This is a genomic window from Paraburkholderia nemoris, from assembly GCF_905221015.1.
GTDB classification, from domain to species: domain Bacteria; phylum Pseudomonadota; class Gammaproteobacteria; order Burkholderiales; family Burkholderiaceae; genus Paraburkholderia; species Paraburkholderia nemoris.
Genome location: NZ_CAJNBO010000034.1, coordinates 47,438 through 67,458, shown reverse-complemented (window position 1 = coordinate 67,458; position 20,021 = coordinate 47,438). Strand labels below are relative to the sequence as shown.

General features: G+C 61.6%; 25 protein-coding genes, 1 pseudogene and 1 other annotated feature. Of the genes and pseudogenes, 5 read left to right on the top strand and 21 right to left on the bottom strand.

From position 1 onward, the window contains the following. Both KHO33_RS35805 and KHO33_RS35800 read left to right on the top strand, forming a co-directional pair. Positions 1-832: fimbria/pilus outer membrane usher protein (locus KHO33_RS35805; protein WP_200568434.1), on the top strand; the 832-nt coding region annotated here is incomplete at its 5' end. Between the two features lie 8 nt (positions 833-840). Continuing rightward, on the top strand, positions 841-1,956 hold the full coding sequence (locus KHO33_RS35800) for a fimbrial protein (RefSeq protein ID WP_200568433.1): 1,116 nt from the start codon (positions 841-843) through the stop codon (positions 1,954-1,956). A gap of 193 nt (positions 1,957-2,149) precedes the next feature. Here KHO33_RS35800 and KHO33_RS35795 read toward each other — a convergent pair whose 3' ends face one another. After that, on the bottom strand, positions 2,150-2,338 hold the full coding sequence (locus KHO33_RS35795) for a hypothetical protein (protein ID WP_200568432.1): 189 nt from the start codon (positions 2,336-2,338) through the stop codon (positions 2,150-2,152). A gap of 8 nt (positions 2,339-2,346) precedes the next feature. On the opposite strand from KHO33_RS35795, the gene KHO33_RS35790 reads away from it, so the two are divergent. After that, a complete protein-coding gene (locus KHO33_RS35790) occupies positions 2,347-3,351 on the top strand; it encodes a fimbrial protein (RefSeq protein WP_200568431.1) in 1,005 nt (334 codons plus the stop codon). Here KHO33_RS35790 and KHO33_RS35785 read toward each other — a convergent pair. Further along, positions 3,342-4,487 carry an IS110 family RNA-guided transposase gene (locus KHO33_RS35785; RefSeq protein ID WP_234480952.1) on the bottom strand — a complete coding sequence of 382 codons (1,146 nt, stop codon included), beginning with the start codon at positions 4,485-4,487 and terminating at the stop codon, positions 3,342-3,344. The two genes, KHO33_RS35790 and KHO33_RS35785, sit on opposite strands and share 10 nt — an antisense overlap. Before the next feature lie 83 nt (positions 4,488-4,570). Between KHO33_RS35785 and KHO33_RS35780 the strand changes: the two are divergent. Next, a pseudogene (locus tag KHO33_RS35780) lies at positions 4,571-4,866 on the top strand (IS3 family transposase); the annotation flags it as partial. Next, positions 4,612-4,728, top strand: a sequence feature (AL1L pseudoknot). Its footprint overlaps the pseudogene before it by 117 nt. Before the next feature lie 480 nt (positions 4,867-5,346). Here KHO33_RS35780 and KHO33_RS35775 read toward each other — a convergent pair. Further along, positions 5,347-5,742, bottom strand: coding sequence for a hypothetical protein (locus KHO33_RS35775; protein WP_211629256.1), 396 nt, complete (start codon positions 5,740-5,742; stop codon positions 5,347-5,349). Positions 5,743-5,774: 32 nt separating this feature from the next. Between KHO33_RS35775 and KHO33_RS35770 the strand changes: the two genes are divergently transcribed. Beyond that, on the top strand, positions 5,775-6,005 hold the full coding sequence (locus KHO33_RS35770; RefSeq protein ID WP_200568430.1) for a hypothetical protein: 231 nt from the start codon (positions 5,775-5,777) through the stop codon (positions 6,003-6,005). A gap of 115 nt (positions 6,006-6,120) precedes the next feature. Here the strand turns inward: KHO33_RS35770 and KHO33_RS35765 are convergent, their stop codons facing one another. From KHO33_RS35765 to KHO33_RS35680, 18 genes are all read right to left on the bottom strand, one after another. Continuing rightward, positions 6,121-6,519: a BON domain-containing protein gene (locus KHO33_RS35765; RefSeq protein ID WP_200568341.1), complete on the bottom strand. Its 399-nt coding sequence runs from the start codon at positions 6,517-6,519 to the stop codon at positions 6,121-6,123. Positions 6,520-6,727: 208 nt separating this feature from the next. After that, positions 6,728-7,420, bottom strand: a complete 693-nt coding sequence (locus KHO33_RS35760; RefSeq protein ID WP_200568429.1) for a FadR/GntR family transcriptional regulator — start codon at positions 7,418-7,420, stop codon at positions 6,728-6,730. Positions 7,421-7,954: 534 nt separating this feature from the next. Continuing rightward, entirely contained in the window at positions 7,955-8,275 is a 321-nt protein-coding gene (locus KHO33_RS35755; RefSeq protein WP_200568428.1) for a hypothetical protein, read from the bottom strand. 118 nt (positions 8,276-8,393) lie between these two features. After that, entirely contained in the window at positions 8,394-8,708 is a 315-nt protein-coding gene (locus tag KHO33_RS35750) for a hypothetical protein (protein ID WP_200568427.1), read from the bottom strand. Beyond that, positions 8,702-9,187: a hypothetical protein gene (locus tag KHO33_RS35745; protein ID WP_200568426.1), complete on the bottom strand. Its 486-nt coding sequence runs from the start codon at positions 9,185-9,187 to the stop codon at positions 8,702-8,704. The genes KHO33_RS35750 and KHO33_RS35745 overlap by 7 nt, the downstream gene beginning before the upstream one ends. A 215-nt stretch (positions 9,188-9,402) precedes the next feature. Further along, on the bottom strand, positions 9,403-9,780 hold the full coding sequence (locus KHO33_RS35740) for a hypothetical protein (protein WP_200568425.1): 378 nt from the start codon (positions 9,778-9,780) through the stop codon (positions 9,403-9,405). 83 nt (positions 9,781-9,863) lie between these two features. Then, positions 9,864-10,163, bottom strand: a complete 300-nt coding sequence (locus KHO33_RS35735; RefSeq protein WP_200568424.1) for a hypothetical protein — start codon at positions 10,161-10,163, stop codon at positions 9,864-9,866. Further along, the gene (locus KHO33_RS35730; protein WP_200568423.1) at positions 10,160-10,603 is read right to left on the bottom strand and encodes a hypothetical protein; all 444 of its coding nucleotides are present in this window, start codon (positions 10,601-10,603) and stop codon (positions 10,160-10,162) included. The genes KHO33_RS35735 and KHO33_RS35730 overlap by 4 nt, the downstream gene beginning before the upstream one ends. Before the next feature lie 88 nt (positions 10,604-10,691). Next, positions 10,692-11,084, bottom strand: a complete 393-nt coding sequence (locus KHO33_RS35725; RefSeq protein ID WP_200568422.1) for a hypothetical protein — start codon at positions 11,082-11,084, stop codon at positions 10,692-10,694. Between the two features lie 1,365 nt (positions 11,085-12,449). Beyond that, on the bottom strand, positions 12,450-12,821 hold the full coding sequence (locus tag KHO33_RS35720; protein ID WP_200568421.1) for a hypothetical protein: 372 nt from the start codon (positions 12,819-12,821) through the stop codon (positions 12,450-12,452). An 83-nt stretch (positions 12,822-12,904) separates the two neighbouring features. Then, positions 12,905-13,204 carry a hypothetical protein gene (locus tag KHO33_RS35715; protein ID WP_200568420.1) on the bottom strand — a complete coding sequence of 100 codons (300 nt, stop codon included), beginning with the start codon at positions 13,202-13,204 and terminating at the stop codon, positions 12,905-12,907. Between the two features lie 55 nt (positions 13,205-13,259). Further along, positions 13,260-13,517, bottom strand: coding sequence for a hypothetical protein (locus KHO33_RS35710; RefSeq protein ID WP_200568419.1), 258 nt, complete (start codon positions 13,515-13,517; stop codon positions 13,260-13,262). Between the two features lie 125 nt (positions 13,518-13,642). Next, entirely contained in the window at positions 13,643-13,804 is a 162-nt protein-coding gene (locus KHO33_RS35705) for a hypothetical protein (protein ID WP_200568418.1), read from the bottom strand. An 85-nt stretch (positions 13,805-13,889) separates the two neighbouring features. Beyond that, the gene (locus tag KHO33_RS35700) at positions 13,890-15,086 is read right to left on the bottom strand and encodes a porin (protein WP_211629255.1); all 1,197 of its coding nucleotides are present in this window, start codon (positions 15,084-15,086) and stop codon (positions 13,890-13,892) included. Positions 15,087-15,211: 125 nt separating this feature from the next. Beyond that, the gene (locus KHO33_RS35695) at positions 15,212-15,964 is read right to left on the bottom strand and encodes a response regulator transcription factor (RefSeq protein WP_200568069.1); all 753 of its coding nucleotides are present in this window, start codon (positions 15,962-15,964) and stop codon (positions 15,212-15,214) included. Positions 15,965-16,033: 69 nt separating this feature from the next. Next, positions 16,034-16,897: a peptidylprolyl isomerase gene (locus KHO33_RS35690; protein ID WP_200568072.1), complete on the bottom strand. Its 864-nt coding sequence runs from the start codon at positions 16,895-16,897 to the stop codon at positions 16,034-16,036. 46 nt (positions 16,898-16,943) lie between these two features. Continuing rightward, positions 16,944-18,746: a ShlB/FhaC/HecB family hemolysin secretion/activation protein gene (locus KHO33_RS35685; protein WP_200568068.1), complete on the bottom strand. Its 1,803-nt coding sequence runs from the start codon at positions 18,744-18,746 to the stop codon at positions 16,944-16,946. Next, positions 18,746-19,795 carry a hypothetical protein gene (locus KHO33_RS35680; protein ID WP_200568067.1) on the bottom strand — a complete coding sequence of 350 codons (1,050 nt, stop codon included), beginning with the start codon at positions 19,793-19,795 and terminating at the stop codon, positions 18,746-18,748. Before KHO33_RS35680 ends, KHO33_RS35685 begins: the two co-directional genes overlap by 1 nt. Between the last annotated feature and the right edge of the window lie 226 nt (positions 19,796-20,021).

Here is a 20,021-nt window from a genome sequence, read left to right as displayed (position 1 = left end):
CCAGACGCAGCTGCAGACCATGGTCTCGGGGGCGCTGGGCGAGAACAGCGAGCTGTCCTATGGCGTCACGGCGAACCACGCCTGGGGGGGCGACACGTCGTCGACCACCGGCGGCAGCGCCAACGCGCTGTACCGCAGCCCGTACGCGCAGTTCTCGGGAACGGTCGGCGCAGGCACCGGCTACTCGCAGGGCTCGCTCGGTGTCAGTGGCGCGGTGGTGGCGCACCCGGGTGGTGTGACGCTGTCGCAGCCGCTGTCGGACACGTTCGGCATCATCGAGGCGCCCAATGCCGAAGGCGCACACGTGACCAACGCGTCGGGCGCACAGGTGGACAGTCGCGGCTATGCGGTGATCCCGTACCTGACGCCGTACAGCATGAACACGGTCGAGCTGGATCCGAAGGGCCTGTCGACCGATGTGGAGCTGCAGGAGACGAGCCAGCAGGTCGCGCCACATGCCGGGGCGATCGCGCTGCTGAAGTTCGCGACGGTCTACGGGCGCTCGGCGGTGATCGAGGTACGGCAGGCGAACGGCACGCCGCTGCCGTTTGGCGCCACGGTGCAGGACGACAGCGGCAAGGATGTCGGAGTGGTGGGCCAGGCGAGCCGCATCTTTGCGCGCGGGCTGCAGGATAAAGGCAACCTGACGGTGAAATGGGGCGAGGACAGCGGCTCGCTGTGCCACCTCAGCTACGACCTGCCGGTGCGAAAGAAGGACAGCCAGTCAGACAGCTACCAGCAGATCGAGGCCACCTGCTCGGCAGCGGCCGCGTCCACAGCGGCGCCGTCATACAAACCCAACGTGGCTGCCGCCAGCAGTGCCGCCAAATGATGAGCGGAATGAACCACCTGACCCCCAACCTCGATACGCGGGCCCTTCACGGCCATGCCCTGACGCCTGACCGGACTCACCACACTCGCCGGCAGAGTCACGCACGTCCCCGCATGAACATGAACATGAACATGATGAAAAAATTACTTCAACTCTGGCTGCTCGCCGTCATCCTGGTGATGCCGGGCTGGGCTCGGGCGACGTGTACCGGTGGTACTGCGGGTGGTGGGGGTGCGCTGAATCTCGGCACCTTTAACCAAAATGCTTCGATTGGTGCGCTCACTAGTCAACCTAGTCAAGCTATCGCTGTTACATTTAATCCACCACTAAACTGTACCCCTGGTACTACATTGAGAATTCTTGGAGGAGGAGATGCCTCGGGGCCATATAATGGCCCTCCGGCGCCTAATAATCAAATTAATGCCTATCCGACTTCGGTGCCAGGTCTCTGGTTACAGGTTGTATTGACCGCGGACACCGGAGGACAGAATGCGGGGAGTTCGGTTTCAGTGTCGGGATCCGTAAGCCAATTATGGATCACCAACGCTGCTATTCTAAAAAATGGGTCGTTTTCGGTTGGCACATTTTCAGGTAATTTTTATATGTATATTTATGATGAAGCCAATAATCCGATATTGGCCCCCTTCATCAGGCCGATAAATGGTACTGTCGCGTCGGCAACATGTACTGTGACCACGCCGTCGATTGCGGTTTCTCTTGGCGCGATTCCTCTCAGCCAGTTCACAGGTGTGGGTGCGACTAGTCAGCCGTCGCAGTCGTTCAATATCCAGTTGCAGTGTTCGGGGCAGGTGCCGGCTCAAATGATCTTGTACACGCTCACGGATCAGACCGATCCGACCAACGTGGGGCCGTGGCTGAACTTGACCCCCGGCTCGACCGCTCAAGACCTGGGCATCCAGGTGCAGACCAGTGGCGGTTATCTCGTCGGTTATGGCCCGGACTCAAGCGTCGTGAACAATACCAACCAGCAGTTTGGTTCGTGGGTACAGGCAGGTGGCGGCATGGTTACCATTCCCCTGACCGCGCGCTATATCCAGACGGGCTCGTCGGTCAGGGCCGGCTCCGCCAATGGCCAGGCCACCTTCACGATGAGCTACCAGTAACGGCACCTGCAGGACGACGGGGCGTCCCTCCGTTCTGCAATGGCCCGATCCCGGACCTGCCTGATGCGACCGATAATCTTATCCCGCCGGTTTCCGTACCTGCTGGTGTTTCTGCTCTTGGCCTTCTCGGTCGTGTATCTGCAGGCCGCCGAACAGCGCAGCGCCGCCCGCGCCTGTGTGGACACCTCTTCCGCTAGCGGGCGCTACCGCGCCGCAGCGTGTCTGGCTGGTGGTCGCGCGGGCGACATGCGGCTTTGGTCGCGCCCACCTTCGCACCGGATGAGCTGAGCGCGGTTTTCAGCACCGGCGGCACGGCGCCCTGTGTCGTCGCGCTGCCGCCGTTGACCGGGCTCAACACACCCGCCGCGGTTGGCTCACGCACTTCCTCGCATGAACATGAACATGATGAAAAAGTTACTTCAACTCTGGCTGCTCGCCGTCATCCTGGTAATGCCGGGTTGGGCTCAGGCTACGTGTATTGGTGCTCCCTTCGGCAGCATTATTGTATTCCCCAGTACAATTATCAAGTTTGATCCGAACGCCTCTCCTGGGACCGTAATTGGCACTCTGTCAGCGATTGTACCGAGTACGTTGTCGGATGTTTGCAAGCTAAGCGTAGGCTTATTCTGGTATCAAACCTATGGCGGGGCGTCGGTGGGAGCCTATAACACAGTACCGACTGGAGTTCCTGGAATTGGCGTCACATTTTCCTCAGGTTCGGGTTCATCGCTCGCTTTGCCCGCTTTCGGAACAAGTGGCATAGGGCTTCCTACTTCAGACGGTGGCATAGACTTCACCGCGTACAGCCCGATAATAGCCCAATTTATTATAACTGGCCCTGCCTCGGCAGGATCATCGCCGGGTCCGTGGGCCATTTTTCAGGCGCGCCAGCCCGGTGATAATGCGACACTAGCTTCATTCCAGGCCGCCGGGGCAATAACCTTCGTGCCTTATGCACCAACATGCACGGTAGCCACGCCGTCGATTACTGTTTCGCTTGGCAACATTCCCCTGAACCAGTTCACAGGCGTGGGCACGACAACCACAGCGGTGCCATTTTACATTTCGCTGACGTGTACGGGGGGAGCGGGCGGCAGCACTAGCATCTATACCACGCTGACCGACCAGACTGATCTGACTAACGTTTCGACCACGCTGAATCGTACCCCGGACTCCACCGCAACCGGCTTGGGCATCCAGGTCCTTAATCAAGGAACTCCCGTCGGCTACGGCCCGGACTCGAACGTCCACGGCAACACCAACCAGTGGCTGGCCGGTTCGACTGCAGTCAACGGCACTTCCACCATTCACTTGAGCGCACGCTATATCCAGACAGGCCCTGTACAGCCCGGTTCCGCCAATGGCCGCGCCACCTTCACGATGAGTTACCAGTAACGGCGGTCAAGTTGGGGCGGAGAGGAAACTCCCCATCCTGCAACCTGCCCATCCCGGATCCGCCATGCGACCGCGAGACGTCTCGCAAGCGCCACAATGCCGATGCGTCGCACACGCTTACCGCCGCCGGCAAAGCGCTCGTTGAACCAGTGGCTTAGCTGGCTGCTGCGCTGGAAGCGCAACCAGCTCCACGCCAGCTCCACCATCAGCCATCGGGCTCGCTTGTTGCCGATCTTGCTGATGCCCTGCTCAACTTCACTCGTGCCGCTGGCATAGGGCGTCGGGGCCAGGCCCAGGCAGGCGGCCACTTCGCGGCGGTTGTGAAACTCTCGCCAGCCGAACAGTTCCCTGATCAGGACCCAGGCACTGCCGGTTCCGATACCCGCGAGGTGCGCGAGCCGCGCAATTGCGGGTTGCGCACCGCTACGCACCTCGTGCTGCTGCTGTGCCTCGAGTGCCCTGATCTGCCTGGCAGCGAGCGAAAGCCGCTCACATTCGCGCTCGATCTCGGCGCGCAAGCCCGGCAACAATCGGGCGGCGTTTTGCGCCCACCAGTGTGTCCACGGGCGCCCACCGATGCGCTCGACTCGCAGGTTGTGGAGTATCAGCAGCGAGCGGATCCGGTTGCTGTGGGCGGTACGCTCCTGCCGCAGGCGACCGAGTTCACGGTGTACTCGCCGCTCATCTTCCTGTTCGCGAGTAGGGATGCGCGCGACCGCCCACACCCGGCGTTCACCACCGTAGTAGCGCATCAGCATGGACAGCAGCTTGTCGCTGTCAAGACGGTCGGTCTTGGCGCGACGTCTGCGCCGGTTCACTTCGATACTGGCAGAATCCACCACGAGGTTCGTGATCTGATGTTCTTCCAGGCAGCGGTGCAGCCAGAAGCCGTCACGCCCGGCTTCATAACAGCTGCACACCGGAGCATCGGCGGCCAGATGACAGCGCGCCTTGGCCTTCGCAATCGCCGTGAAGACTGCGGCCGTATCGCCGGCGGCCACCGTGCAGCGGCTCGGCGCGCGCACCCCATCGCCCAGCGAGAGCTTCCAGCTCTTGTCACCCAGTTCGAAGGCGACATACAGCGATCCGGTGATGGTTGTATCCTGCCCATGAAGGGCCGTGCGAGGCGCATTCATTTGCGTACTCCTCTCGGAAAACGGGTGTTGGAATCCTCGTTTTACTCCAGGAGGCTTACTTCCGCAGCCCTTCCATAGTATCTAAGGAACTGCGCCGTGCCAATGAGATCCTGAAGCTGGCGACCGCATTTTTCGCCCAGGCGGAGCTCGACCGCCGCCTGAAGTCCTGAAGGCCTTTATCGATCAGCATCGCGACACCTTCGGGGTCGAGCCGATCTGCAAGGTCTTACGGATTGCCCCGTCGGGCTATCGGCGTCATGCCACACAGCTTCGCGATCCATCGCGGCGCTGTGCCCGAGCGAAACGCGATGAGTTTCTGCGTCCGGAAATCAAGCGAATCTGGCAGGCCAACATGCAGGTCTACGGGGCCGATAAGGTCGGGATATACCGCTCCAGCGCCGCTTTGGTCGTTGGATGCACAAAAACCAACCTGCTCTAGACAGCGTCAAGCAGCACGGCCGGTCGTGTTGCCTCACGGAAGGATGTTACTCCGGCGTAATTGTCGCCGCCCACTGCTCTTCTGAAACTTCGTTTTGCGAATCACCAATCCGTCGGCAGGGATGTCTCAGACTGGGTTTCAGCCAGGAGGGTACGCTTCGGCAACATATGATCGTCAAAGGGCGAAGCCGTGATACGGCAGTGTTTTCACTGCTTGACGTGGAATGGCCAACGCGTGAGACAGCACTGGATACCTGGCTCGATCCCGCCAACTTCGACGCAACAGGGCGTCAAATCATTGCGCTGCGGCGTGGAGTTCGCGCATCGATGGATACGACCGATGGATGTTTTGAGTGCCCGGTAGAGCAAGTGTTCGACTATTTCAGTTTGAAGCGACGCGGCGGCATATGGGGATCAATATCTACAAGAACCGCTTGTCCGGACAAGTCATGAAAGTGTGTGGATTCCAGGACGGTGGCGGCGCATCGGGTCGTGCCAGAACTGACGGGCGCTGGCCGCGATTTTCGGCATTCTTTACGATCCCCCCCGGATTGCACTCGCTATAGTTCGCGCAATCCTTCGTTTTCCAGATGGGATCGAACAGAAGCGGATACCAGAACCACCCTTGCCTGATTCCGTGTTCGTTGCCGGTCATGGCCGGGTCCGGGTTCGCGCAGGCGATAGGACGGTCGCCCGGCACGTCGCGCAGGTACTCGCACGACCAGCACTCGTTCGGCATGGTGGGCGGCTGGGTGCGCGGTGGAGCCGTCACAATCGCCCCCGGGATAAAGGCAACCCACTCTACGCCGTCTATCATGAAACCATACCCACCCGCAGGATGGCTGGATCATGGCGACGAGAGACGTGTTGCGCAATGGCTGGTGCGAAAACATTCGGCAGGTTGCATACAGCCTCGCTGACAGCGGTCGCTACGCCGACTGGCAGGCGATTGAGGGCATCCTGTGCATCCAGTACGGTGTGATCGAGGCGCGCCGGCTGTTTGTTGATCGCGCGTTCTGCCTGAACGTAAACCGGCGCTGCTCGGAAGCAGGATGGAAACGCGACGACCTGGCCGCGTGAGCGTGGCATCGCCTGATCGGACGGGCGTAGCCGCGAACAGGGTTCCGGCCATCGGCGTCAGATCGGCGCGGAGCCGGACTGACGCCGACGCAGCGATAGCGCTGCGCGTGACCTGTCAGGCGCCAGCCGGATGGATCGACAGCGCGTTCTTCACCGACTTCACGCCAGCTACGCCCTTTGCCACTTCGGTCGCACGATCGGACTGGGGTGCCTCAGGCACGCTGCCCTGCAAGGTCACCGCGCCGTCATGCGCGCGCACGGTCAGATTGCTGGCGCTGATCGTGGAGTCGGCCACCAGCGCGTTGCGCACCTTTTTCGCCAGCGCACGGTTCGCGGCTTTTGCAGCGTTGTATTGCGCTTTCGACGCATGATACTGCGCCTTGGCTGCTGCCGTCGGTCCGCTCGCCGCAGGCATCGCGGCAGGCGCGGACGCCGCAGACTGTGCGTAGGCATGGGTGGACAGCGCAATGAGCAACGCGCTGCCAGCGAGCCTGAGTCGTTGGGTGGTCTTCATATCGTCTTCCTGTTATTGCGGTTATGGCTGTCCTGCAAGCGGCCCGTGAACGGTTCGGACTACTGCACGACCGCCCGGATGATTCCTGTCCGGTATCGCAAGATGCCTGATCCTGCTTCACCCTCTGCGTTAACGGATCGGGTATCGGAATGGATGTCAGTGAAAACCCTAGGCCATACACCGCCAGCCTCGCCTGGCGACAACCCCGTCAACCGCGTTCATCGGGGCTGGTGTGGTCGATCAGCGCGAGCGCTGCAGTCTGCGCTTTATCGGCATCGGCCCGCCTGATCGCGTCGACGACGCGTCCGTACAGTATCAGCGTGTCCGGCCAGTCCTGCTTGCGCTGTACTGCCTGCCGCCCGGCCACCGCGAGCGCGCCGCGCACCAGCGGCGCCAGCTCCGAGAACAGTGGATTGCCGCTGGCCGCGAGGATCCGCATCGCGAAGGCCTCGCGCGCAGCCAGAAAACCGGCTTCGCCTGGCGGGTTCTCGCGCAGTTCATCGAATGCGAGCCCGATCGCGTCAATGGCGGCGGCATCGCCACGGGTTGCAGCCTGCGCGGCGGCGGCCGGGCCGATCAGGCGGTGCAATCCGGTAAGCGCCGTCCGGAACTGTGGATCGGGGTCCATGCGCACGCGCCAGTAGAGCACGTCCTCGTTGACGATGCGCCACTCATGCACCGGACGGACATGCGTGCCGATTTTGGGCCGGACGTCGAGCATGTTGCGTGCGAGCAGCATCGCGAGCACCTCGCGCAGCACGGTGCGGCTCACGTCGTAATTTTTGGCCAGCACGTCCTGCGGCGGCACGTGGTCTGCCCACGCGCCGTCGAGAAGGTCCTCCATGAACTGGTTCAGCACCCGGTTGACCTGGGAACGATGCTCATGTCCGTCGTGTTCCATGTCGCGGTTTCTCCCTGTCATGGCGCGCTACCGGTGCGCTCGGGTGGCCCGCACGCGCGGCGGGAGCAGATCCCGCTCCAGCGCATCACGCAGTCGGTGCCAGTGCGCGGGCGGCAACGGCGTGGTGGCTGAGATTCGCAGCAGATGCGCGTGCACCGAGCTGCGCCTGGCCCTGCAGGCCGGGCAGAAATGCACGGTCTCATCGAAGTAGCCGGTGAACCAGTCCCAGCCCCTCGCCGCGCCGGTAAACTTGTCAGGACACGGCGTCCCGCACACGCAGCAGGCGGCAAGGACCGGCGGTGGGGTCATGGGCCCGGCGCGACGGACGCGATCATTCATGGCATGGTCAGGCGGCCTTAAGCGTCAGACAATCCTCCGCTCCCGGAAGCAGCATTATGCTCATATCATAGGTGGTAAAACCGCGACCGGTGGCCAGCAAATCTCGTACTTTCGAGTTGAGTATTCCCACTGTGCAGCGGGCTCACCGATCGGCCAACCTGGTCCGTCAGAAGATACGGCGCGCCGCCGCAGCCGTCACGATGTACGCCTGATCTCGTAGAAGCGGAAAGGACTGCCAAGTCGTGGGCGAAGCCGTAACAGAGCGTGACGTCGTAGTCGGCGCCGGGGGATGTGTTTCTGGACGGACCGCACGGCGATCGCGATGGTCTGCCGGTAGAACTCGTTTTTTTCGATGACCAGCATGATCGAGCCGACGTCCATCTGTGCCAGCGTCCAGGGAAAGGAACCCGTCACGAGCCCTTCGGGCCGGCCCCTGCGCCGTGCTGGCGGCTCGCCCGTCCCGTTCTCCTCCGGCAGTCCGTATGGCGTTGCTCCGCCGCTGGATTTCTTGTGCATACGCGGTCTCATGCTCGGCTTTTCATTTGTATATTTGCGGTTCCAGCCCGCAGGCGCGGACTTGACCGATACAGAAAAGCCCGCACGGACGGCGGCCCTTACTGCTTTCCCGATATAACTAAAGCAGTACCTCCGCGAGCGCCCGGTCGGGGAAATGCCGCAGCGCTTCCCGCGAAAGTTCGAACGTCAGCCCGCAGGTATTGCCCGCTTCCAGAGAGACGGACAGATCAACGTCGCGCGTGAATCCGTAGAAACGCACCGCCTCCTCCAGTACCTGCTTCACCACCCTGCGCATCGTGGCCCGCGCCCCAGGAGACACCTCATACGGGTCGCCAAAGGCTTTTGACGCCACCATATGCAGCGCAAATTCAGCCCGCGCCCGCACGTCATGTCGCAGGCGCGTCTTCGCGCCCTCATCCTGAAGCCTCAACATTTTTGCTCCTCATCTTCATCTGGTCCGCCCGACCCGATGGGCGACCAGTCGTCGCTGCGCAGGAACCGCTGCAGGCGCTCCCAGGCCCCGGTATACCGGTGTGAAGGAAGCGACGCCAGTTGCCCGTCATGCAACGCGAGGATCTGTTCGAGCACCCGTTGATCCTCTTCGGGCAGCGTCCATCCCAAGTGCCGGTTCGCCCTTATCCGGCATCGTGCCAATGCGGCTTCGGCTTCGCGGAACACCTCGAGATCCCGCTCATCGTCTGCCGCATCGCGCATGAAGTAGCTGAGATAGAGAACCCGCAGCAGGTTCATTGCCACTTCCGTGCTGCCATGACCGCTACGCATCGCGGCGAGCGTCAGATGGTTTTCGAGCGACAGCGCGCGAACCTGACTCACCGGCAGCGGCAGCAGCATGGCCCTGGTCAGCGGCTTGCGACCGGGCTTGTGTTCGGTGCGACGGGAAGTACGGGCCATGAATGTGTTTAAACTATGAGGTGCGCGTAACAGGCTGGGTGCAATCTACGACCTGATGTCATATCGCTGGCGCTGACGCTGGCGAGGGTTACGGGTGACGCGTAGCCGGAAGCCGCCGGGACACCAGGCGTCGCGGCGGCCTGCATGAGGCACGCGGATCGCCCCCCTCACCGGCGCGACGCGTGCGCCGGACAGAAGCGTTCTGGTTCGTCACTTCACTCATGCGGTTCACTGTTACCTTTGCCGTTCGCGCTGCCTGATAGAGGCACGCGGGTCGCCATACACATTTCGCGGAAGCGGCGCATCACCGCGTCGTAGCCCTGCAACTCGCCCGGCGGGAAAGCACGCCGCTCCAGCCGCTCACGCTCGTGCCGGATTTCTTCTTCGGTCGGCACGCGATAAATGCTGCGCCCGCCGTCGCGGGTCTGCCTGACGATGCCGCGTGCGACGCACGCCGACAGCACCGTCTGCACTTCCGGCTGGTTATAGCCCACCAGGCGCGAGAGCTGCCGCCCGCTGTACGACGTGCCCGGCGTCATGCATTCCATCACCCTAGCCGCTGTGAGGGCCGGTTTCTGTTCTGTGTTCTTCATCTCTGTTGTTCAGTGACTCTGGTCGCAACCCTTTCTGCCTGAAATCCGTTCGCCCCGTCTGCCCGGCTCGAACAGGCCTTTCCTCAGACATCGGGGTCGCGGGCACGGCGCCGCCTGAAGTGGACACGATCCACGTACAGCCAGTCGAGCAGCCCCCAGCCGCTAATCAATACCGCCAGACCGATCACCCATCCCGCCCGCGCTTCGGCTGCGTGGACGGCGACGAGCATGCGGCACCACATGATGATCGAAACAACCAGCGCGACAACATATAGAGCGTCGTGCGCGCCGCAGCGCAGTTCCGCGCGGCAGCCCGGACAATCGGCTGCAGCCACAGATGCTGTCGTCTCGCAGTAGCTGCACTTATGGTGTACGCGATTCATGATTCTTCCGCTATCACGCTTTTGAAAATCCGATCGATACTGATGCGGGTGGTTGCTATCGGTCCAGCGGTCAATACGCCCGGCTGCACTTCGTCTGCCCCGCCGGGGACGAGCGTGCTGCGAGTATCGGTCCAGGTGGGGCGTAGTAGGCGCCCCACATAACACCATGTCAGCGCGGCAATGGCTGCGAGCGCATAGGCAATGGTGCGCGCGAAGAACGCGGCCGGTGCGCTGAACTTGTCGTAGCGGTTTTGCGCGTCGGCGAACACGAGAAAGGTCAGGACGGCGCCGAGCAATAACGCCGCCGCTGCCAGCCCGACGGAAATATACGCACCGTTGAGCGTTGCGCCCGGTATCAGACGGTTGCACAGATGACACACGATCAGCACGATCGCCAGCAAGGCGAAGTTCGAGAAGAGATCGAACAGAAAATTGGACATGGTGACGCAATGAAAGCGTAGATGTTTGCAGCATTGCCAGAGCGTCTGCCTACGCAGAGTTGCGGCAAAGCTAATCATGGGTTATCAGTCACGCTGTGATCGGTGACGGGGCGTCGCTGCGCACGAACCGCTCCAGACGATCCCAGGCTTCGAGATAGCGGTATGAAGGGATCGTGCCAAGCTGCTGGTCATGAAAAGCGAGAAGACGTTCAAGCACGCCGTGATCTTCTTCAGTAAGCGTCCATCCCTGAGCCTGCTCCGCTCGCGCCGTGGTGTGCTCCAATACGGCATCAGCATTACGGAAAACATCCAGATCGCGCTGCCCTTGTGCGCCATCGAGCATGAAGTACGCCAGATAAAGGACTCTGATCAGATTCTTCACCACGTCCAGATTGCCGTGCCCACTGTGTATCGCGGCGAGCAATAGATGGTTTGCGAGCGACAACGCGCGAACTTTCACGGCCGGCAGAGGCAGAAGCATTTCCTTCGTCAGCGGCTTGCGGCCGGGTTTGTTTCGGGTCTGGCGAGATGAACGAACCATAAGAGCTATACGATTGTGAATTGGCGATTGACGCGCGGCCCGACAGTCCCGTCGCGAGAGTTTCCCGGCCGGCATCCAGTCTGGTGGAGTCTTTCGCACTCCACAGAAAGAGCGCTGCACTCAGCGTGCCTGACGTTCAGATTGTCTTCCCGCCGGTCCGTGTTGCCAGGCACAGGTCCCGGAAGCGACAGTTACCCGCGTCATACGCCTGCATGGTCTCGCGCAGAGACGCTGACCGACCGCCCTGGCTACTTGGGAGTTCGTCTGCCGCAGGCAACCAGTAGACATCTCGCTTGCCAGCGATCGACTTTTTTACCACCCCTCTCACGATGCATTCTGCCAGCACCCGTTGCATGGTTGGCATCCCTGCGCCGACCAGTCTAGCGAGCTGGTGAAGGCTGTACCGGGTACCGGACGTCATCCGCGCAAGCACGATGCCCTGTGTCAATAATCGCTGGTTCGTTATGGTCATATATTTTTCCCACGGGTAACAAGATGATGGTTACCTGCGAATTTTCAATCCTGCCTGGAGCGAATAGGGTGCGGGTAATCACTGGCAAACCCCGCGATCGGATCGGATAATGCAGGGTGCACCCTGAGGTGCGCAGCGGCTCGATTCTCCGACGATGTATCAGCCCCGCATCTAAGCGCATATTTTCCGCAGGCCTGGGTCGAAGAGCCGTGGAGTGACGCCGCGCCAGCCTGCTCGATCTGACGATTGGTTAGCCACGCCTCCCTGTACGCAGCGAACGCGCCGGCGTCGGGCGCCAGCAGGAGAGCGGCAACAAGAAGCGCCGGGAGCGTACGTCGTGTCAGCATGTCTGTCGTTTGAACGATCGGTGATATGGTTGGACGCGCGGCAGCGGACCCGTGGTTCTTCGTTATCACGGGTTTGAAAACCCGATCCTCTGGCACCGCTGCCGACAGCTGCGACCAGTCCATCAGGCGTTGTCCACCGGGTCGGGAAGCTCCGGCACCGACTGACGCTGCCTGCATGTCACGAGCACCGGTGGGGGGTGGTGTGTGCTTCATACTGCGGGCTGGCGGCGCGCGCGAGCGTTTCGCACCGGTCCTCCGGCTCGGTCACGGTCCGCAGATTGGGACGGTTGCGCCACCTGCTCTGCATGTACGGATGGCCGACGCGTTCGTTCGTGCGGTGCGTACCCGGCTCGGATTTGTGTTCAGGCGGGATCGGCGGTGGCAATTTGGGTTCCATGAGCTGGAGTTGATTTCAACGTTCAGAATCGCGCGGCTCTCGGGGAGTCCACGCTGGCGGGCGCGACAGGCATGGTTTAATCGATCCGCTCAGACATGTGGCTCGTCGTCGCTGTTCGGTCTGCCCGACACTGGCCGGCGGCTGGCCATACACATTTCGCGGAAGCGGCGGTGCTCCGCGTCATAGCCCTGAAGGATTGTTTGGGGAAGGGCATGCCCGAGCATTTGCACACCCGCGCGCAGGATTTCTTCTTCCGTCGGCACGCGGTAGACACTGTGCCTATCGTCGCGGGTCTGCCTGACGATCCCCCGTGCGACGCACCCGGACAGCACCCTTTGCACTTCGGGCAGGCTATAGCCCGTCAGGCGCGCGACCTGCTGCCCGGTATACGGCGTGCCGGGCGTCATGCATTCCATCACCCTGGCCGCTGTGAGGGCTGGTTTCTGTTCTGTGTTCTTCATCTCTGTTGTTCAGTGACGCTGGTCGCAACCCTTTCTGCCTGAAATCCGTTCGCCCCATCTGCCCGGCTCGAACAGGCCGTTCCTCAGGCATCGGGGCCGCGGGCACCGCGCCGTTTGAAGCGGACACGATCCGCATAGAGCCAGTCGAGCAGCCCCCAGCAGCTCATCAATATCGCGAGGCCGATTAGCCATCCCGTCCAGGATTCCGCCGCGTCCAGCGCCGCTGAGCAGGCCGCACTGATCACGATCGCCCCGACCAGCGCCAGGGCATACAGCCTGAACGGTGCGCCGCAGCACAGTTGTGACTGGCAGCCCGGACAGAATCGCGTGGCGCGCACAACGGACGTGCTGCAATGGGGACATTTGAGAGACGTTCGATTCATGGATTTGCGCCTTCTTCAGCGGTTTTCAAGAAAAGCGCCGGGTCTTCTACAGGCGTCAGGCCGCAGCGCCTGCCTGCTCACCGGTTCCATAAGCCGCGTCTTTGGCCGCTCTTCTGACATGGGAGCGCGCGAAGGATACGCATGGCTCGCCGCGTACCGGCTGGTGATGGAACCGCCGCCCCGGCAGCGTGTCGGCGCTGTGGAACGCGTCCGGATTAATCTGACGGATCTGCCAGATCACCTCGTCAAGCGATCCATCACCTCTGGCTACCACATCCCGTAATGCCTGCCGTTCCTTGCGTGTGAGATACATGGGATAGATTCCTTGCAAATGTTCAGGACTGCTCCGGACAGCGCACCGCGACTCCCTAGCGGTGGCAGCCCGAAGAGGCGGACCGCCTTCATCCGACCGTCGACCGCCCTCTGTGCACCGGCCATCTATTCCGTGTCGAGTAGCGAGGTGGCGATCATCAGACCAACCATCGTCCCCGCCACCATGCCACCGATGGCGCCCTCCGTTCCGGCCAGTGCACGACCGACGCCAGCACCCAGCAGCACGCAGACCCAGATCAGGGCGAAATGAAACCGTTCGAATCGCATCGCCCCTTGTTTTTTGTAAGGCCATCTGCAGGTAGTCCCGGAACATGCATTGCACTGCATATTCCGGGGATCGGAAGAGGGGCAATTAGAACTTGTGACGGATACCGACGCGAGCCGTGAACTGGTTCTGGTTCGACGAACCCGTCAGGTTGTTGATCGCGGCGGTTGCGTCGACCGTATCGCCTGCTGCATTCAGCGTTTCGCCCAACGCGTGCTGGTACACGCCCGTCAGGTATACGTCGGTACGCTTGGACAGGAAGTAGTCCACGCCAACCGCGCCCTGGTGGTACTGAGCACGCGATGCGCCGTTGATTTCCGTGCCGCGGGTGTAGTCATAGGCCGCGCCCACCAGCAAAGCCGGAGTCAACTGATACTTGAAGTTGATTTCCGCGTTCTGGAACGTCGCCGACTGACCAGCGTAAGGCGATGCGAACGTCTTGCCCAGATTGCCGAAACGGATGTTCGAATACGTCAAACCGACCGTCGCTGCGCCGAACGTGTACGCGCCACCCAGACCGAACACCTGGTACGTGTTGGCCGACGAGAAGCCAACGTAGACCGGCGACGCCACCGCATAGTTGGCAGCGGCCAACGCTGTAGCCGGCGTGTTCGTGGCGATCGTGCCGCCGTTATTGAACAGGCCACCTGAAGCTGCCGGGGTGCGTGCGTTCAGGTAACCGCCACCGAGAGCAAGGGGACCGTTGTTATAGCCAACGCCCAGCGACCAGATCTGGTTCTCCGTGAAGTTGCCCGCGATGCCGCCGAAGCTATACGTGCCGCCGAACGTCAGGCCGTTGTAGTTCGCGCTCGTGAACTTGACCGTGTTGTTGGTGCGGTACGCATTGTTGAAGTTGTCGATGTCGCCCGGGTGAGCAGCGATGTAGCCGCCCCATTGGTCGCCCGCTTCCAGCGGACCGACGTAGTCGACAACGGAGTCGTACTGACGACCCAGCGTGACCGTCCCGAACTGGCCCGACAGGCCAACGTAAGCCTGACGACCGAACATCAGGCCGCCTTGACCCAGCTTGCCGGTGTTGACGTCGAAACCGTTTTCGAGCACGAACAGCGCTTTCAGACCACCACCGAGGTCTTCCGTACCGCGCAGGCCGAAACGCGAGCCTTGCAACTCGCCGCTCGACAGGTTGTACAGGTGCTTGCCACCCGCGTTGGTATTGATATTGAAACCTTCATCAATAATGCCGTACAGGGTCACGCTGCTCTGCGCATGAGCGACGCCTGCAAACGTGCCCAATGCAGCAAGAGCCAGAAGTGACTTTTTCATAAAAATGATCTCCAGAAACCGTTGATGTAGCTGCCACGCAACGACTGGCAGCTGGTTCGTCGCAGTTTTTCTTCTCCGACGCAGGGCAAACGATATCAAACAATTTCGTTGTACTAACAGCCTTCTTAATTGCGCGGAGCGGCATTGTTACTTTCCTGCAACATATCGTCCCGATCCGTCTGTAATTCATCGTCCCAGTACTGGAGCACATAGCCTTGCCGGTAGAACGATCTCAGGCGAATCCCATTTTCCCTGTCGAGTCTGAGTTTTGTCCTAAGACGCGAGAGTTGTGTGTCAATCGCGCGCGCCGCAATCTTTGCATGCGCACCCCAAACGGTCTCCCGGATGTGCTCACGCGAAATCGGTTTTGACAGATTTCGAAAAAACAGCAGTGCCAGTTGCATTTCCTGCGGCGTCAGGGGAATGACTGATCCATCCAGATGGACCGTCTGCATGCGTGAGTTGAGCGTATACGGTCCCACGCGGTAGCTCTCCGCAGCGTATAGCCGTGCCGGCGAAACACGCCGGATCAACGCTTCGCAACGGGCCATCAATGCCTGAAATTCGATCGGCGCAACGAAATAATCGTCCGCACCGCTCTGCAGCGCCATGGCAACATCGGCAGCACGGCCATTGGTCGAAAGGAACGCCACAGCAACATCGGTAGGGCAGTTTGTTCTGACCCAGCGCAGAATGTCCAGACCGCTCATGCCTCTGGTCGACCACCCGATCAGGACCAGATCCGCGTCCGACTGCCTGATCTGATCCTTCAGGCTATCGATCGTCCCGAAAGCCTCAAAACCGTGACCGAGCGTCGCAAAGGCAATTGAAATGCTTTTTGCGGATTCGGCAGCCTCCAGATATGCCAGTACCTTCATTGATCCCTGCGTGAGCGTAATGAGCGGATGCGTTCAGTCTTCTTCAGCCGGCGTGGCGCGAAGTGAAAACTACTGCTGGATGGATGCGCCCTTCAACTGGTCGCTGACGAACTGGACGCTCGCCTTCTCCACCGCGATGACCTGCAGTTGCTGTCGGATCGTGTCCTTCATCTGGTCGAAGGCCGGGACCTGCGTAGGGCGTTTCGCATCCAGTTTCACGATCACGTAGAGCGTGCTGTTGCCCTGCGTGACCGGAATTGCGGTAAGCGTCACCGCGCCGGCCGGCAGTTGCGTGATGGCCTGCGCCACCGGCAATGGCAATCCCTGCGTGTTACCGTCGGTCACCGGTGTTTTGAAACTCACCCAGGGCATCTCGCCGCCCGTCGCCTTGCTGGCTGCCACGCTGTATGCGCGGGCCAGCGCCTCAAATGGGCTGCCGGCCTTCAACTTCGCAAGCACGGCGCGGGCGGTTGCGTCATCGGCGACCGAAATAATGCGGGGCCTGTATTCTTCCTTGCCCAGCGACGCGACGATCCCGTCGTAGCGGGCCTTCACCTGCGCGTCCGTGACCGCTTCCGGATGAAGGCTATCCTTCACGTACAGCTGCGTCGCCGCATTGACCTTTGCCACGTTTATGGCCGCCTGAACTTCAGGCTTTGTGTCGTACCCGTGCTTTTCCGCGCCCTGCCGCAGCAGCTCGCGCACGATCAGATCTCGTTTGATCTGCTGCCGGACCTGTGGCGTGTCCTGCTGGTGCGAGGCATGCAATGCATCGTCGAACTGGGACAAGGGAATCGGCACGCCGTTGACAATCGCAAGTGTGCCTGCGGGCAATGCGGCACCTTGCGCGGTGCTCGGCGCAGCGGCGTGGGCCTGCATCGTCATGCTCAGGGCGACTGAGGTAAAGGCAGTGACGCACAGCGTGCGGATCATGGTGGTCGTCGTGTTGGACATGAATTTTCCCCGGTTAAAAACTGGTTCAGAAATTGAGGTTGGCTGTGGCCAGTACGAGCGTCGCGCAGGGGCCAAGGCTCGCCGGCTGGGTCAGCGCGCTGCCGACGGTTACTTCGCCCGATAGCATCCGCTGCCGCCACTGCCACTGCGCTTGCAGGCCCGTACCCACGCCTGCAAGCGTCGGGAAACCCGGGACCGCAACGCGACTGACTTTTCCCGCATCGAGAAATACATAGGACACGATACGTCCGTCGTGCCACGCGGGTGCATTGATCCACGCAATCTCGTTGCGTGAATAAAAGCCTCGGTCGCCGACGATCTCGCCGGAACGGAAACCCCGGACGGTATCCATGCCGCCGAGGTAGAGCTGCTCGGAGCCGTACAGCGCAACGTTGGTGAACTGGCCGCCGAGGGTGCCGCGGTACGCGAACGCCGCATGGCCGAATTGCGGCAGCGGCACCGTAAAGTTCGCCGTCGCGTCGAGTTTCGTGAACTGGCTGTGCGCATCGGTGCGTGCGATACCGTCTGCATCGTGGTCTGCTCCGAACGACGGCAAGCCCTGCGACACACCCGCGTCGAGCGTGAAATTGCCCGGTGCGTCATTCAGCACGAACTTGCGCAGCCAGTTGCCGCCCACTCTCAGTACCGCGATGTGCTGCGGATCGAGTTCGATGTCGTTGACGTCGCGATCGGTGCGCCGCCACGACAGCGTTGCGTCGAGATTCGTCAGGCCTGCCTGGGAGCGGTCGAGCGTATAGTTCCAGCCGAAGATGTGGCTGAGCGTGCGGCCGCACTCCAGCGCCGTCGTGCCGATCACTTCCTGGTATTCCGAATCCGACAGCGTGTAGCTGAACGTGTGGCGGCCAAACGGTATTGCAAACGATCCCACAATCGCGTTGCTGTCCTGACTGTCGATGAAGTTCAGGCTGAGTGATTCCTGCAGGCCGATCAGGTTGTCTGCCTCGATGCCGGCGCGATAGCGCGTCACGCCGGTCGCCGTGCTGCCGTAGTTGTCCACGCCGAGCATGGTGTACAGGCGATCGCCTGGCGGGTTGGTGATCGCAACAACCGAATCCCCTGCGCTCTGGCCCGGCAAGATCTGCATGGCGGCCTGATTGCGACGCAGCCGGTTGATCGGCGCGACGCCCTGATCAAGATCGGCGAGATTCAGCGCGTCACCCGGGCCGGCTGGGAACGCGTTTTCATAGCCAGCATCGGTCAGCCATCCGCCGCCCGCCGATGTTTCGCCCGGCTTCAGGCGGTGCACCGGTTGTCCGTTGATCGCGCAGCCGGTGATGTGGCCCACCTGCTCGGTAATCGTGAGCGTGCCGGATTCCAGGTTCTGCGGCCCGAGCAGCGCACGCGTCGTGACATAGCCCGCCGACACGAACGCATCGGTGAGGCGTTTGAGCTGCACGTTCAGGCGGTGCGAGCCGAGTTCGTGACCAGCGAACGGTGCCGTGATTGCGCCGATATTTGCGGGCGGCAGCACGGTGTTGCCAGTTACCTCGATCCGGCTGATCCGGAAGGTCGGGCCGCTCTCCGCGATCTGGTCGACCGGCGTGCCTGGTGGAATGTTGAACGTCTGCGCCTCCGTCGCCGGCACCGTGATGGACGCCGGCGGCTGGGCCAGTTGCCGCTGCCTCACCTGCACACGCTGCTGGTCGATGAGCTGCTGCGCGGGGTCCTGAACCGGACGGACGGCTGGCACCGGTTGCACACCTGCCGGTGGCGTTTGCGCACGCGTCGGCGCACTCGCCATGAAAAGGACCAACCCGAACAGCAGTAACGTGAGCATCGCCAGCAGGGTTTTGAGAAACTCCCGCATCAGCGCCACCACCACGTCGTCAGGCCCAGATGTTCGCCGAGCTGCACCGGTGTGGTCGTGGGCGCGCGCACGGTCGTGATACCGCCCGTCGCGGACACGCCCCGCGCACCGGCGAAATAGCCGCCGTCAATCACGCCGTCGCCGGTCAGCGTCACCAGTCCATCGGCGGTGAAGCCCCCGCCCACGTCGGTCGCAATGATCTCAGCCCAGGTACTACCAAAAAACGCCTTGAAGCCCTGGTCCTGGTTGATCACCGAATAGCCGGTCACGCCCTGCGCGTAGGTAATCGGCGCATTCACGGTGAGATTGCCCCCCGCGTAGACGTTGAGCGTGCCGCCGGCATTCGTGAGGTCGCCCGTCAGGTTGAGATCCAGATTGCCGCTGCCAGCGGGGCTGCTGCTGTTACCAGCAAGCGTGCTGCCATTCGAGTTGTCGTAGCTCGCGCCCGTGATGTTCAGCGTGTTGGTGGCCTCCACGGTCCCGGCGTTCGTGCTCGCACCCGTACCGGTGAGCGTGAACGCGTCGTTCGCTTGCACGGTGGCACCCGCCTGGTTCGCGAGCGCCCCGTCGATCGTCAGATCATTCACAGTGATCGTACCGGCATTCGTGAGGCCCTGGGTGGTTGTCACCGTCACCGCCGTGCCGGGCAGCACCCACGCACCGCTATTGCTGATCGCCTGCGCCGACAGATCGAATGCGCTACCGCCATTGAGTGTGCCGAACGTGGCGGCAGACGGATCGACCGTCTGGTTCGGCAGGTTCACCGTCAGGCTGTTCTGCCCGAGGATCTGGCCATTCGTGTTCGTGAAACTGCCATCGCCACCGTTCACGTTGACCGTGACGTCGCCGACCGGCGCGCCCGGATCGACAATTGGCGCAGCGTGCGCGACTTCATCCGCAAGGAACACCGCTGGCGCGAAATACATCACACCCACCATCACACAGGCCGTCACCCGGCGCCATAGTGCATGACGCGCCGATGCACAGGAACGCGCGACCGTGAAGCACGTCGCTTCACGTGCGGCGATTCGTTGTCCTAACCTGATCAAGCTTACTTCCCGAGATAGACGGCGCATACAGGTCACGTTTTCGTTATTGTTCCGGAACCGCGCTGAGGCGACAATGCCCGCAATCTGATGATCGGGGGAAGAGGGCGCCTGCACTTCATGTCTGAAGCGCACACTACATTACATGGTCATCCCGGCGATGAACAGGTGAAAGCTGGCTAGCGACCAAAAATTAACGATTTTTATCATTTCCGCGCATCGCAAATGA